The sequence below is a fragment of the Bacteroides sp. HF-4919 genome (assembly GCF_018860125.1).
This window is the reverse complement of the sequence record NZ_JAHKNF010000006.1, coordinates 204,716-220,529: the sequence shown is the minus strand read 5'-3', so window position 1 is coordinate 220,529 and position 15,814 is coordinate 204,716. Positions and strand designations below refer to the sequence as shown.

General features: G+C 42.7%; 10 protein-coding genes. 7 read left to right on the top strand and 3 right to left on the bottom strand.

Annotation, left to right across the window (positions count from 1 at the left end):
* The first annotated feature begins 63 nt into the window (after positions 1-63).
* The 3 genes from KO473_RS12315 to meaB all read left to right on the top strand — a co-directional run bounded on the left by KO473_RS12315 (position 64) and on the right by meaB (position 8,293).
* Entirely contained in the window at positions 64-5,844 is a 5,781-nt protein-coding gene (locus KO473_RS12315) for an alpha-2-macroglobulin family protein (protein WP_122130267.1), read from the top strand.
* A 260-nt stretch (positions 5,845-6,104) separates the two neighbouring features.
* Entirely contained in the window at positions 6,105-7,193 is a 1,089-nt protein-coding gene (locus KO473_RS12310; RefSeq protein ID WP_122130266.1) for a DUF1573 domain-containing protein, read from the top strand.
* 8 nt (positions 7,194-7,201) lie between these two features.
* Complete coding sequence (gene meaB, locus KO473_RS12305) at positions 7,202-8,293, top strand: methylmalonyl Co-A mutase-associated GTPase MeaB (RefSeq protein ID WP_005775499.1); 1,092 nt, start codon at positions 7,202-7,204, stop codon at positions 8,291-8,293.
* A 109-nt stretch (positions 8,294-8,402) separates the two neighbouring features.
* Here meaB and KO473_RS12300 read toward each other — a convergent pair whose 3' ends face one another.
* Positions 8,403-9,311: a DMT family transporter gene (locus KO473_RS12300; protein WP_122130265.1), complete on the bottom strand. Its 909-nt coding sequence runs from the start codon at positions 9,309-9,311 to the stop codon at positions 8,403-8,405.
* Positions 9,312-9,402: 91 nt separating this feature from the next.
* Here KO473_RS12300 and KO473_RS12295 point away from each other — a divergent pair, with 91 nt between their 5' ends.
* From KO473_RS12295 to KO473_RS12280, 4 genes are read left to right on the top strand one after another with little or no spacing between them, the layout of a single operon-like run.
* Positions 9,403-10,230: an AAA family ATPase gene (locus KO473_RS12295; protein WP_181996025.1), complete on the top strand. Its 828-nt coding sequence runs from the start codon at positions 9,403-9,405 to the stop codon at positions 10,228-10,230.
* Between the two features lie 21 nt (positions 10,231-10,251).
* Entirely contained in the window at positions 10,252-11,268 is a 1,017-nt protein-coding gene (locus KO473_RS12290) for a DUF4435 domain-containing protein (RefSeq protein ID WP_005810390.1), read from the top strand.
* Positions 11,240-12,487 (top strand): mechanosensitive ion channel family protein, encoded by a 1,248-nt coding sequence (locus tag KO473_RS12285; RefSeq protein ID WP_122130264.1) that lies wholly within the window; start codon positions 11,240-11,242, stop codon positions 12,485-12,487. The genes KO473_RS12290 and KO473_RS12285 overlap by 29 nt, the downstream gene beginning before the upstream one ends.
* Positions 12,488-12,528: 41 nt before the next feature.
* A complete protein-coding gene (locus KO473_RS12280; protein ID WP_005775503.1) occupies positions 12,529-13,422 on the top strand; it encodes an AraC family transcriptional regulator in 894 nt (297 codons plus the stop codon).
* A gap of 301 nt (positions 13,423-13,723) precedes the next feature.
* Here KO473_RS12280 and KO473_RS12275 read toward each other — a convergent pair whose 3' ends face one another.
* Positions 13,724-14,596, bottom strand: coding sequence for a DUF4373 domain-containing protein (locus KO473_RS12275; protein ID WP_122130263.1), 873 nt, complete (start codon positions 14,594-14,596; stop codon positions 13,724-13,726).
* A gap of 146 nt (positions 14,597-14,742) precedes the next feature.
* A complete protein-coding gene (locus KO473_RS12270) occupies positions 14,743-15,090 on the bottom strand; it encodes an SH3 beta-barrel fold-containing protein (RefSeq protein ID WP_122130262.1) in 348 nt (115 codons plus the stop codon).
* Positions 15,091-15,814 lie beyond the last annotated feature (724 nt).

Sequence of the window (15,814 nt, the reverse complement as noted above, 5' to 3'; positions counted from 1 at the left end):
CAAATCTTTAAACTTTATTTTGTTACTTTGTTAATTATGTATTGATACTTAAACTTTTAAGATATGAAGATTAGACTGATTTGTATTATCGTGTTACTTTCTATGGGAATGTCCTCATGGACACATGCCCAATCATACGATAAGTTATGGAAGCAAGTGGAGCAGGCCCAACAGAAAAGCTTGCCCGAGACTATCGTCCGGTTGACCGGCGAAATTTATAAGAAAGCTGAAATTGAGAAGAACTCTCCTCAAATGCTGAAAGCCTATGTCTGGCAGATGAGATTCAGGGAAGAGATCACTCCGGATAGTTTCTATGTGTCGTTGAACGGATTAGAGCAGTGGGTGAAAACTACGGATAAGCCACTGGACCGCGCGGTTCTGCATTCGCTTATCGGCAGTATGTATGCCGATTATGCTTCTCAAAATCGTTGGAAACTAAACCGCCGTACAGATTTGGAGGAAGTGACTCCCTCGAATGATATTCGGGAGTGGAGTAAAAATCAGTTTGTAACGAAAGTGATGTCAGAAACAGCCGTAACGTTTCAGGATTCCCTGTTACTGCTCGATACTTCATCCCGAAGTTACATTCCTTTTGTCGAGCTGGGGGTAACAAGTGATTATTATCATCATGATATGTATCATCTCTTAGCTTCCCGTGCCATTGCTTCATTAGAGAGTTTATCCGGGTTGGGCAGTGATTCTCTGATAAATGCACGTATCGAAGGGATTTATCGACACATGATGGATTCATATCGCCGGACCGATAATCCGGACGCTCTGTTGCTTACTAACTTGGATTATTTGCAGTGGAAAAGGCGCACCGATCCCGGTTTTCGTCCTTATCATGCTCCCGAAGGTAGAATCGGGCTGACGCAAGATCCTTATCTGGCAGCATTGAATAAACTGATTGCCAAGAACCAGTCACGTGACATTTGTGCCGAGGTTTATTTACTTAAGGCCCAGGAGGCGGTGAATGCTGGCGTACCTGCTTCCGGATTGCAATTGTGTGATGAGGCTATTTCCCGCTATCCGGCTTATCACCGTATTAATGCCTTGAAAGAGCTGAAGCAGGATATCCTGAGCCCGGATTTTACAGTGCAGACCCCGTCAGCGGTTTATCCCGGTGAGGAATTCGACTTGAAAGTCAGTTTTAAGAATCTGAAGAGTTTTGCAGTTCAGTTGTATGCGATCAATTTGCCGGCTCGCCCCAATGCGGTGGAAGTACCTGATGAAACATTCTTGAAGAAATATGGGCGCTTGCTTTCGTCGGTGCATTATGTCCTTTTCCCGTCTGGTGACTATAAAATGCAAGACTCTATATTTCATATGAAAGCTCCTGAAACAGGCCTCTATGCCCTTCGTATTGTTCCGGATGCTGAGGTTCGTTCTAATTCTGCGAAGTTTCTGTCTTCCACCCGCTTCAAAGTGCTGACCCGCTCTTTGCCTTCCAAGCTAAGTGAGGTAGCTGTACTCGATGATATGAGTGGGAAGCCTATAGAGGGGGTTCTGCTTTCAGTCTTCGACCGACAGAACAAACAGCTTCTGACCGCTACCACTAATGCTGACGGGAAAGCACAGTTTGCTTCATCAGGAGAGTACAGATACCTGACGGCTGCCAAAGGAGCCGATACGGCTATGCCTCAAATCTATTTATGGGGTGGGAATTATAACTTTACAGATGATACAAAGCCGGTTTCTGCCGTAACTTTGCTTACCGATCGTTCTCTTTACCGTCCGGGACAAACTGTATATGTGAAAGGAATTGCCTATGAACAATACCCGGATTCTGCCCATGTGCTTGCCGGGAGAGAATATACATTGACACTTACGGATGCCAATGGGCAGGAAGTGGGTACAAAGAAGTTGCGTACCGGTGATTTCGGTTCTTTTACTGCTGAATTCGTATTACCATCCGTTTGTTTGAACGGCATTTTCAGCCTGAATACTCAAAACGGTTTCCGTACCATTAGGGTGGAAGATTATAAACGTCCTACATTTGACATTACATTTGAGCCGGTGACTGAAAGTTATCGTTTAGGAGACCGTGTCGAATTGAAAGGGAATGTGAAGACTTTCAGCGGTGTGCCTTTACAGGATATTCCGGTTACTTATACCATAACCCGCTCCCTTTGTTCCTGGCGGATGTGGGGAGTGAATCCCGTCATATTGGCTTCTGACACCGTGCGTCTGGGGGCAGATGGAAATTTTGAGCTCCCTGTTGACCTGAAACCCGATACTTCAGGCTCCGACCTTGACGATGGTGATGACACTTCTTCCTATTATGACTATAAAGTACAGGTCTCGGTCACGAATGTTGCGGGCGAAACGCAGACTTCGGAAATCAGCCTGCGGGCCGGAAAGACTTCCTTGCTGCTATTTGCCGATATAAACGGACTTATCTGTAAAGACGATTCCATAAAAGCTACTTTTCAGGTAAATAATCTGGAACGTAAACCGGTTGCCGTCGAAGGTAGTTACCAATTGTTCTCTATTTCAGGTTATGAGGAATCCAAAGCTGTGAAAGATCAGAAAGTTTCTGCTCAGGCAATCCTTTCAGGTTCGTTCAGATCCAATGAAGAGACGTTATTGTCCGACTGGAAAACACTACCTTCCGGTGCTTATAAACTTGTAGCTTCTGTGACGGATGCCCAGGGGCGTAAAGCAGAAACGGAAAAGGTTGTGATCCTTTTCGCTTTGAATGATAAACGTCCACCGGTGTCCATGCCTTTATGGTATTATGAGGTAAATACCCGGTTTGATGCAGAACATCCTGCACTGTTCTACTTTGGAACTTCCGAAAAGGATGCTTATGTACTTATGGATGTATTCAGTGGTAACAAGCATCTGGAGAGCAAACTTCTTCATTTGTCCGATTCGCTTGTCCGTTTTGAGTATCCTTATCGGGAAGCTTATGGAAATGGTTTGGGCATTACTTTTGCATTTGTTCGTAAAGGAATAGTTTACGAACAGGAAGTAAGTCTGACAAAGCGTTTGCCCGATTATACTTTGAATATACGCTGGGATGTATTCCGTGACAAATTACGTCCCGGACAGGAAGAGGAATGGAAGCTGACGATCCGGAATCCGCAAGAATCACCGGTTTTGGCCGAGATGTTGGCTACCATGTACGATGCTTCACTGGATAAAATCTGGAAAGCTGACCAGTCTCTGCAGTTATATTATCATCTTTCCGTTCCTGTTTCCCATTGGAGGAGGGACTATGCAGATTCGAACTATTTCTATTTTGGTTTCCGTCAGCGTAGTTTGAAAGTACCTTCTTTCAGTTACGATCATTTTGTATTACCTCCTGTCGGATATGCTGTTCCCGAGGTGTTGTCGATAACCAATGACGCCGCTCCGGTTACCCGTTATGCTCGTATGCGTGGAATGGGAGCTATGAAACAACAAATGAAAAGCGAGGCCGCAGACGATGTCCTTTTTGAATCCGAGTTGATTTCTGTTTCACAAGATGCGGGGGCTGTAAATCAGGCAGATCATCCGGCTGTGAATGGGGCTGCAGATATAGAGTTACGTACCAACTTTGCTGAAACAGCTTTTTTCTATCCGCAACTTCATACCAATGCTCAGGGTGAGGTCAGCTTCTCTTTCCGTATGCCGCAAAGCCTTACGACCTGGAATTTCCGTGGTTATGCCCACACACAGAATATGATGACGGGTCAGATAAACGCTACTGCTGTTACCAGTAAAGAGTTTATGCTTACCCCAAATCTGCCGCGGTTTGTCCGGGTGGGAGACCATACTTCCATCGCTGCTTCTGTCAGCAATCTCACAGGTAAAAGCATGTCGGGTACAGTGAAACTTGTGCTTTTCAATCCTATGACGGATCAGGTGATATCTACCCAGCAAAAGAAATTTAATGCCGGGCCCGGACAGACTGTCGGGGTGGATTTCCTGTTTACGGTTACTGATAAATATGAAGTTCTGGGATGCCGGATGATAGCCGAAGGAGGCAATTTCAGCGATGGTGAACAACACCTGCTTCCGGTTCTCAGCAATAAAGAGAATCTGACAGAGACCTTGCCTATGCCTGTCCGTGGTGAACAAACGCGTACTTTCTCTTTAGCAGACCTTTTCAATCATCATAGCAAGACTGCAACCAACCGGCGTTTAACCGTTGAGTTTACTGCCAATCCGGCTTGGTATGCCGTACAAGCATTGCCAGCGCTGTCGCAACCCAGAAATGATGATGCCATTTCATGGGCTACTTCCTGGTATGCCAACACAATGGCCTCTTACATAATGAATGCCCAACCACGTATTCGAGCTATTTTTGACAGTTGGAAACTCGGGGGAGGCACCAAAGAAACTTTCCTGAGTAATTTGCAAAAGAATCAGGAAGTGAAGAATATCCTTCTTTCCGAATCTCCCTGGGTGATGGAAGCTACCTCGGAAAGCGAACAAAAAGAACGCATTGCCACTCTATTCGATTTGAATAATATCCGTAATAATAATGCAGCAGCCTTACTGAAACTACAGGAACTCCAATTACCTGATGGTTCGTGGAGTTGGTATAAAGGAATGGACGGTAGTCTTTTTGTTACCGATTTTATTGTGGAGCAGAATGCACGTATAGCCCTGCTTACAGGAAAACCATTGGAAGGCGCAGCCTTGAATATGCAACGGTCGGCTTTCAACTATCTTCATAAAGAGGCCTTACAGGAATATCGTTCTATTTGTGAAGCCGAAAAAAACGGCAGTAAATCACAAGGAATTTCACGAAGTTCATTAAAGTATCTCTATCTGGTTGCTATTTCTGACGAAAAAGTGCCGGCATCCATGAAAGAAGCATATACCTATTTCCTTTCGAGAGTAGCTCCGTCATTGTCTCAGCAGTCTGTAACCGAAAAAGCTTGGTCGGCCATTATCTTGCAGAAAGTAGGCAAGGTGAAAGAGGCTCAGGAGTTTATGGCATCCCTTAAAGAATATCTCACTCGGACAGATGACCAGGGTATGTTTTTTGATACAGCCGACAGTCCATATACTTGGAATAACCTGAAAGTACCTGCCCATGTGGATGTAATGGAAGCTTTTGAACGAGTGGGAGAGGATGCACAGGTTGTTGAAGAAATGAAAATGTGGCTTTTAAAGCAGAAACAGACCCAGCAATGGGATTCTCCGGTAGCTACTGCAGATGCTGTTTATGCCCTGCTTTACAATGGAACTAATTTACTGGATAATCAAGGAGATGTCCGTATTGTTCTTGGCAATGAAGTGTTGGAAACGGTAAGTCCTGCTAAGACGACTGTTCCGGGGTTAGGTTATATCAAAAAGACTTTTACGGACAGAAAGACCGTAGATGCCGCTGAGATTATTGTTGAAAAACGAGATCCGGGTATTGCCTGGGGAGCAGTATATGCACAGTTCGAAGAGAGTCTTGATAAAGTAGTTCGCCAAGGGAGCGGTCTGGATGTAGATAAGAAATTATATGTGGAAACGATTGCTCATAACAATCGTCAGTTGCAACCGATTATTGGTAAGACTCAGTTAAAGGTTGGTGATAAAGTGGTCGTTCGTCTGACTGTCCGTCTTGACCGTACGATGGATTTTATACAGTTGAAAGACCAGCGCGCTGCCTGTCTCGAACCGATTGAAGTCCTGTCAGGATATCGCAATGTTGGTGATGTCGGTTGTTATGTAGCAGTAAAAGATGCTTCAACTGATTTCTTTTTCGATACCTTGAATAAAGGAACTTATGTTTTAGAGTATAGTTACCGTGTCGATCGTGCAGGAAGTTACGAAACAGGAATTGCTACTATTCAGAGTGCATATGCACCCGAATATGCAGCCCACTCAGCTTCGTTTCGCTGTAACATATCTCAATAAATAAAATTAAATATTTTCAGGAGGGTGTGTCGAAATTTTTTTCACCACGGAGTAACACAGAGTCTTTTTATTGATAATCAACAACCTAAAATCGTCTCTGTGTTACTCTGTGTCCTCTGTGGTGAGTTTTGATGCAGCCCCTGTTTTTTTGAGTAAAGCCACTATGTCCTGTGCTTAAAAATATGTAATCAGTGGCAGATTCTCGACGAAAACTCCTATTTTTGTACTTTAAACAACTAACAATAATAAAATAGGAACGAATGAAACGTAGTTTACTCTTCATATTTACTTTACTTACTATTACTTTATCGGCTGTAGCTCAACCTCGTATCTCTTCTAATAAGGAGACCCATCATTTCGGACAGATTGAATGGAAGCGTCCGGTTTCTGTAGAGTATACTATTACCAATACAGGTGATAAACCTTTGGTACTGACTAATGTTACTACCTCTTGTGCCTGTTCGGTTGCTAACTGGACGAAAACTCCGATTGCTCCCGGAGAAAAAGGAACGGTTAGTGCTACGTTTGATGCAAAAGCGTTGGGGCATTTCAATAAATCGATCGGCATTTACAGCAATGCGCAGCCTGATTTGGTTTATCTGAACTTCGATGGAGAGGTGGTTCAGGAGATCAAGGATTTTACTAAAACCCATCCCTATGCAATCGGACAAATCCGGATTGACCGTACAGATATAGATTTTCCTGATGTACACAGCGGAGAAAAACCGGTCATTACGTTGGGGGTAGTCAATCTTTCCGATCGTCCATACGAACCTGTATTGATGCACCTTCCGCCTTATCTGAAAATGGAAACTAATCCTACCGTCCTTTTGAAAGGTAAGAAAGGAACCATTACCCTGACACTTGATACCAAACAACTGATGGATTTAGGTTTGACTCAGTCTTCTGTTTATCTGGCTCGCTTTGCCGGTGATAAAGTGAGTGAGGAAAATGAAATCCCCGTGTCAGCAATACTTCTTCCTGACTTTTCAGGAATGACCGAGCAAGATAAAGCTTTAGCTCCTGCTATTCGTCTGTCCGAATCCAAGATTGATTTAAGCCGGGTTTTGGTTAAGAAAAACAAAGCCCGACATGACATTGTTATCACTAACACAGGTAAGTCTCCTTTGCAGATCAGTAAACTGCAAGTATTCAATCCTGCGGTAGGTGTTGCTTTGAAGAAAACTATACTACAGCCGGGCGAAAGTACCCGCCTGAGAGTGACTGTCTTGAAAAAGAACCTTGGAAAGAAGAAGAGACACTTGCGAATTCTGATGATCACCAATGATCCGGTACAGCCGAAAGTGGAGATCGATGTAAAAGCTACGAGTAACGAATCACATAATTAATATCTGCCATGGAACATCCTGAAAATAACGAAGCATATAAAGGTTTGGTTGTGAATGCAGGCATTGAACAACCGTCATCTGTAAATCCCTATCTGAAGCGAAAAGTAAAAAAGCGCCAGTTGTCGGTTAATGAGTTTGTGGAGGGCATTGTCAAAGGGGATGTGACGATTCTGAGTCAGGCTGTAACTTTAGTGGAAAGTGTGCGTCCCGAACATCAGGCTACCGCACAGGAGGTCATTGAAAGATGTCTGCCTTATTCCGGTAATTCGATTCGTGTAGGTATCAGTGGTGTGCCGGGAGCCGGTAAAAGTACTTCGATTGATGTCTTTGGGTTACACGTTCTTGAAAAAGGAGGAAAGTTAGCTGTTTTGGCTATTGATCCGAGTAGTGAACGCAGCAAAGGAAGTATTTTGGGTGATAAAACCCGTATGGAGCAGCTTTCTGTACATCCTAAATCATTTATACGCCCCAGCCCCTCTGCCGGTTCGTTGGGAGGAGTGGCCCGTAAGACTCGTGAAACGATTATTCTATGTGAAGCTGCAGGGTTCGATAAGATCTTTGTGGAGACGGTAGGAGTGGGACAAAGTGAGACGGCAGTTCATTCAATGGTCGATTTTTTCCTGTTGATTCAGTTGGCCGGTACGGGAGATGAACTACAGGGTATCAAAAGAGGGATTATGGAGATGGCTGACGGTATTGTGATAAATAAAGCTGATGGCAATAACATTGACAAAGCCAAGTTGGCGGCTGCGCAATTCCGTAACGCTTTACATCTTTTCCCGGCTCCGGATTCCGGATGGACACCGCGTGTACTTACTTATTCGGGATTCTATAATCTTGGAGTAAAGGAAATATGGGATATGGTGTACGAGTACATCGATTTTGTGAAAGGTAATGGCTATTTTGAATATCGTCGTAACGAACAAAGCAAATACTGGATGTATGAGAGCATCAATGAACAGTTACGTGACAGCTTTTATCACAATGCCAAGATTGAATCGATGTTACAAGAAAAGGAGCAACAGGTGCTCAAGGGAAATCTCACCTCTTTTGTTGCTGCCAAGAGCTTACTCGATACTTATTTCGAAGATCTGAAATAACGATGAAGAGGTGTCAAAATTCGTATTCACCACAGATTACACAGATAATTATTATTGGTTGTCAGTAGATTAAAATCATTTTGTGTAAATCTGTGTAATCTGTGGTGAGTTATGATACACCTTCCAAATCTGCCTTCGATTTACTTTGAGTCACAAAGTAGACTCCAAGAAATACCAATGCAATCGCAACTCCTTTTTCCCAGCCGAAGCTTCCGATTCCCATTAAGATCGCCGCTATGGAAGCAACAATGGGTTGCACATAGTTATACATACTTACTACTGTAGGGCGCATCAGTTTTTGTGCAGTCATGATGCAGATGTAAGCAATGAAGCTTCCGCATAGTACCACATAAAGTACCTGATAAATGGCAGCGGTCGAAATACTGTTCCACTCGATGCCCGCTATATCCTGATAAGAAAAAGGAATATAGCATATAGATGCATAAATAAACATCCACTTATTGATTGTGATGGCCGAATAGCGTTGGGATAATCCTTTGAATACGGTCAGGTAGATAGAGAAGCTGAGTTGGGCGATCATACAAAGTAAGTCTCCCCAGATGCTTCCTCCTCCTGCGTTTGTCGCCTGACTGCTTAAAATCAAGATCAATGCTCCCATTGCTCCAATGAAAATTCCCAATACCTTTTTGTTTGTAACCGGTTCTTTCAGATAGATAGCTGCCACAATCATGGTGATGATAGGTGAAGTCGTTGTTACGATAGATGCGTCTATCGGAGAAGTGAGAGACAAGCCGAATATAAATATTCCCTGATTGAAAACAAGGGCGAACAGAGAAGCGAAGAAAATTTTCAGCATGTCACGGTGTCCTACCTGCTCTTGTTTACAGAAAGCGGAAAGTATCCAGAAAGCTGCTGCCGCCCCTACCATGCGAAAGGTGGTTACCGAAAGTGCCGAGAACTCTGCCAATGCCGATTTGCCGATAGGGGACATTAATCCCCACATCACGTTGGCCGTAAATGCCAGTGCATGTCCTTTCAGATTCTTATCAATCTCCATACCGAATGTTACCTTTATTGAAAACTGATGCAAAAGTAACTAATTTATCGTTTGAATTTTCTATATTTGTTTAATTTAAATGCAACCATTTATGGAACTATCAGCCAATTATATCAAACGAATCGAAATAAACGGATTATGGGACCGGTTCAACATAGTCTGGGACCTTCGTCCGGATGTCAATATACTATCCGGTATCAATGGAGTAGGGAAAACTACTATCCTGAATCGATCGGTCGGGTATCTTGAACAGTTATCAGGCGAAGTAAAGAGTGATGAAAAAAACGGGGTACGTGTCTTTTTTGATAATCCGGAAGCTACTTACATTCCGTATGATGTTATCCGTAGTTACGATCGTCCGCTTATTATGGGGGATTTCACAGCCCGTATGGCAGATAAGAATGTAAAGTCCGAGCTCGACTGGCAACTTTACCTGTTACAGCGCCGCTACCTTGACTACCAGGTCAATATCGGCAATAAGATGATCGATCTGCTGAGTAGTAATAACGAAGAAGAGCGCGGCAAAGCAGCTACTCTTTCAGTAGCCAAGCGCCGTTTTCAAGACATGGTCGATGAACTGTTCAGCTATACCCGTAAAAAAATAGACCGTAAACGCAATGATATTGCTTTTTATCAGGATGGTGAACTTCTGTTTCCTTATAAGCTTTCTTCCGGTGAGAAACAGATGTTGGTGATCCTGCTTACTGTACTTGTACAGGATAATGCCCATTGCGTATTGTTCATGGACGAGCCCGAAGCTTCTTTGCATATCGAATGGCAGCAAAAGCTGATTGCGATGATCCGTGAACTGAATCCGAATGTACAGATTATACTTACCACTCATTCGCCTGCAGTCATCATGGAGGGATGGCTCGATGCAGTAACCGAAGTCAGTGATATTGCAACCAGTTATAAATAGCATTTAACCAAAACACGACCTATGGCAATTAGTCTTAAAGATAATCTGACCTCTTCCTACTTCAGTGCAGCCCATAAGCTGTACTCTAAAAAGGCACGCCGCCGAATCGTTGCTTATGTTGAGAGTTATGATGATGTAGCTTTCTGGCGTACCCTGCTTGAAGAGTTTGAGGACGAAGAACATTATTTTCAAGTGATGCTTCCTTCCGCTACATCGCTGGCCAAAGGCAAGAAGATGGTGTTGATGAATACTCTCAATACCGCTGAGCTCGGGAAAAGCCTGATTGCTTGCGTAGATAGTGACTATGACTTTCTGTTGCAGGGAGCTACCTCCACCTCGCGTAAGATTAACCGTAACAAATATATTTTTCAGACCTATGCCTATGCCATTGAGAACTATCATTGTTACGCCGACAGCTTGCATGAGGTTTGTGTACAGGCAACTTTGAATGACCGTCACCTCATTGATTTCAACGAGTTTATGAAGCGATACTCCCGGATTGTTTATCCGCTTTTCCTATGGTCTGTCTGGTTTTATCGCCGCCATGATACTTATACGTTTTCCATGAGTGAGTTTAATGGCTGTGTTCGCTTGCACGATGTTAGCCTGAGACATCCGGAACGTTCTCTGGAAGTGGTGAGACGTTCGGTTACAGCTAAGTTGTCCGAATTGTCTACACGCTTTCCGCAGGGGCTCGAAGAGATCGACAGATTATCGGCCGAACTTGAAAGGCTCGGAGTACTTCCTGATACTACTTATTTGTTTGTTCAAGGGCATCATATTATGGATAATGTAGTGATGAAAGTGCTGACTCCCGTCTGTACGGCTTTAAGGCGCGAGCGTGAACAGGAAATCAAGAAGTTGGCAGAACACAATGAACAATTTCATAACGAACTGACTTGTTATCAGAACAGTCAGGTGAATGTGGAAGTAATGCTCCGCAAAAACAGTGCATACAAAGATTTATACCTCTATCAATGGTTGAAAGAAGATATTAAAGAGTTTTTATATGGAACAAATAACCGAAAAGATAAATAACTTATTCGTTTCCTGGGGATTTAACAGCAATGAAGTAGGTCCTATTATCACACTGATACTGATTATCGGTGTTGCCTTTTTAGCCGATCTTATTTGTCGTAACATTCTTTTAAGAGTGGTTGCTAAATTAGTGAAAAAGACCAAAGCAACCTGGGATGATATTGTATTCGACCGTAAAGTACTGATTTATCTCAGTCATCTTGTCCCCCCCATCATTATTTATGTGTTGATTCCTTTGGCAATTCCAAATGTAAGTGCCCTCGATTTTATTCGTCGTATTTGCATGATTTATATCATTGCGGTTTTTCTACGTTTTATCAGCGCATTTCTGTCGGCTGTTTATCATGTATACAGTGAGCGAGAGCAGTTTCGTGATCGACCATTGAAAGGTTTGTTGCAAACAGCGCAAGTGATACTATTTTTCATTGGAGGAATTGTTGTTATCAGTGTATTGATAGATAAATCTCCGATGGTATTGCTCACCGGGCTTGGTGCTTCGGCTGCCATCCTGATGTTGGTGTTTAAAGACAGTATCATGGGATTTGTGTCCGGCATCCAACTTTCTGCAAATAATATGCTGAAAGTAGGTGACTGGATTGCTATGCCCAAATACGGAGCCGACGGTACGGTGATTGAAGTGACGCTCAATACAGTGAAGGTGCGCAATTGGGACAATACCATCACTACCATTCCTCCCTATCTGCTGGTCAGTGATTCTTTTCAGAATTGGCGGGGTATGCAGGAGTCCGGTGGACGGCGTGTGAAGCGTTCTATCAATATCGATATGAACAGTGTCAGATTCTGTACCCCCGAAATGCTGGTTAAATATAAGAAAATCCAATTGTTGACCGATTATGTGGAGCAGACCGAGAAGGTGGTGAAAGAGTATAATAAAGAACATCACATAGACAACTCTATTTTGGTTAATGGGCGACGCCAGACCAATCTTGGTGTGTTTCGCGCCTATTTGACGAACTACCTGAAAAGTCTTCCCGACGTGAATAAAAATCTCACTTGCATGGTACGCTATCTTCAGCCCACCGAACAAGGTATTCCGGTCGAACTTTACTTTTTTTCTGCTGTGAAAGAGTGGGTACCTTACGAAGGAATCCAGGCCGATGTATTCGATCATCTGCTTGCTATTATTCCGGAATTCGGATTACGTGTATTCCAGAATCCTACGGGAGAAGATTTTAGGGAGTGGAGTAGAAGAAATTAAAAAAGTGTATTATATTTGTAGCTAATAATACTATATTAGCTATGAATGCACTACAAAGCAACATTATCCGGGAGATCACTCCGTTGTCTGACAAGGATTGTTTTTATATTGCCGAACGGTATAAAACGGAGTTTACCTATCCCATTCACAACCATGCCGAGTTTGAGCTGAACTTTACGGAGAAAGCCGCCGGAGTACGTCGCATTGTCGGCGATTCGGCAGAAGTGATCAGTGATTATGATTTGGTTCTGATTACTGGAAAAGACCTGGAACATGTATGGGAGCAGCACGATTGCCATTCAAAAGAGATCCGTGAAATAACGATCCAGTTTTCCTCCGATCTCTTTTTTAAAAGCTTTATCAATAAGAATCAGTTCGATTCCATTCGTGATATGCTTGAGAAAGCTCAGAAAGGTCTTTGTTTTCCGATGTCGGCCATCCTGAAAATCTATCCTCTGCTCGATACCCTGGCATCCGAGAAACAGGGGTTTTATGCTGTTATCAAATTCCTGACTATCCTTTACGAACTGTCACTTTTCAACGAAGAGGCTCGTACGTTGTCAAGTTCTTCTTTTGCTAAAATCGGCATTCATTCGGATAGTCGTCGCGTACAGAAGGTGCAGGAATATATTAATGCCCATTATCAGGAAGAGATCCGCCTGAATCAGCTGGCCGATATGGTAGGAATGACTCCGGTATCTTTCAGTCGCTTCTTTAAATTGCGTACCGGCAAGAACCTTTCGGACTATATCATTGATATTCGTTTGGGGTTTGCTGCCCGCCTGCTGGTTGATTCTACTATGTCTATTGCTGAAATCTGTTATGAATGCGGGTTTAATAATCTTTCTAATTTCAATCGGATTTTCAAGAAGAAGAAAGAATGTTCACCCAAAGAGTTTCGTGAAAACTACAGGAAGAAAAAGAAACTGGTATAATTTTATGTGAGAATACTTACCCTCAATTAACATTGTTAACGCCATTTCTCCGTTATTTTATTCTTATGTGCAAATAACAAGCCTTTTGCATTTAAAACACTTGCTATTTGCATTTAAAGAACAAGCTTTAACGTAGCGTTAAAACAAAGCTTTGGGCGAGAGAAATCTTGTGCTTTAAAAACACTGTGTTTTAGTTTGTTAAGCACACTCTTTACTTCTTTGTTTCACTGAATCCCTTTTGGGATAAAAGCCTGTATACTTGTTTTTTCGTCAACTACAAATCGGGGACTGACACTCTCTGCTATCTTCTTTTCGCCTTGTTTAGCGCCGCTATCAGGTATCTTCCTTTGGCTCCGATATCGCTCCAGCAAGTGTTTGCAATCAGTTTCCATACCGTCGTTCCCTTCCTTCCATAGTCCGACAGCCTGAGTATGGAGTTTACTTCCCCGGTGTCGGTAACGCTCAATCTCTTTAGCGTGTCCATCAGTCCCGAGTAATTGTGCGTCATTGTATTGAAGGCGTATCCCGGTATCTGTAGATAAGCAGAATCCTCCTTCCGCTCTTCCCCCTCCCCTTCAGGGGGAGCTGAGGGGGGGAATTCTTTACTTTCCTCTGCTTTACTTTCCTTTCCTTTACTTTGTCCGGAATCGCATGCATTTTTTGCGTCAACGGCTACATGATGTACTACGTTTTTCGGGTTAACAGGTGTTTTTTCCTCTTTGAACAGCTCTGGTTGCTGAGTTTCCTGTGGCGTAGAAGGAGCATCGGGTTTTCCGTTTTCCTTTTCCGGTTTTACTATCAGATAGGGGAGCTCCGACAGTTCTCTTTTCCTTCGCTTCGTAGCTTCCAGCCATACCTTTTGTATGCTTTCCGAAGTCAGTATTCCGTTTTCCCGATAACTGTTTTCGTCCAGTATCCCTTTGATGAACAGAATCTTGATGATTCCCTTCACCTCTTCTGCTTGCACCTCTCTTCCTGCCTTGTTTGCGAAAATCAGGCACTGTTCTTCATCCCACCGTATGTAGTATCCCTCCTTGTAAATCTTGCACATCAGTTTCAGCACAATTGCCGACCCTTTTATTCCATATTTTACTTCTATCACTTCCATTGCGTTCTCTTCCATGAAGTTTACGCTCACCGGAAAATAATTGATCCCGTCGTATGTTGTCGCCATATTTGTTTTTTTAGATTAGTTGTTTGCTTTATTTGCAATACTTTTACTGCGGATTACACGAGATTCGCATAGAATATCAGAATCGATCCGTCGGTTAGGATGAATAATTATCTGTGGAAATCCGTGTAATTCTGTGGTGTCCGCTTTTACACCACCGGTCTCCATTCCATGAAATTCTCCACTTGAAACGTCGTCCACCGCTGTTCGTCCACATTCCAGTACACAACCGCCCCTTCTACTTCTGCGGGATCATATTTCCTATGAAACTCCGCTTCGTAATAAATCAGTGTTGCTTTCGCCAGTTGGAAACTCCCGTTCTGTTTTCGGTAAGCCACTGCCGCATGTCCATATTGCATGTGATCCAATAACGCTTCCAGGCGTTCCGCCATCCATTCCGCACACGATTCGGTGTATCCTTTCTCGAAGACGATACGTCTTTCCCATTTTAGTCTCATGGCTTCACTTTGTGATGCCGGCCTTTTTTTTCGTTTCATACATATACGATTTTAAAGTTTATAAATTGTTTACGGCCCGAAGGTAGAGTGTTTGCCGATTAAGTTGGAGTATAATAATTCATGGTGTGTTTTCTTGTCTATTTTATGCCAATGGATTTATCTTGTAATGTTTCGTTCCAGATGGTATTTATTTCCTTTAGAATGGTGCTGAGCTTCAATGGAATGAATATTCCGTTTCGAATATTCCCTAATAGTTTTTTGTCATTTATATATCGGGCTAACGCAATTTGTGATGTCTCCTTTTTTATACCCATTGCTCCATTTTGATAGAGTGTGATTAGTAGCTTTAAGCATTCGTAGTGTTTCAAAACAATCCCTTGTATGGGTTTCTCCTTTTTTCGTCCCCTGTTTGATTTAAGACTTTTATTGTCAGGGGTTTGCTTGTTGTCCGTTTTGTTTTTTTTGAGTTCCTTTTTTTTCTTCTTGTTGTTTGTTTTCGTAGTTCATACTCTTTTTAATTTTAGTGATTTTTATTTGTGTAAAATATGGCAAAGGTATGGACGAAATATTTAGTAAACTTGCAAATACAGGATAAAATGTGGTGTTTGATTTTTATTGGAGTAGTAAGTTGTTGGGTTATAATGCGATAGTTTGTTTAAGGAAGGGTGTTTCAAAAAACGTTCGTTTATTTGAACGCAAAGATAAGGGGTATTTTCATAATAGCAAAATGTTTAATAAAAAAAATGATTTGCACTCTTGGGAC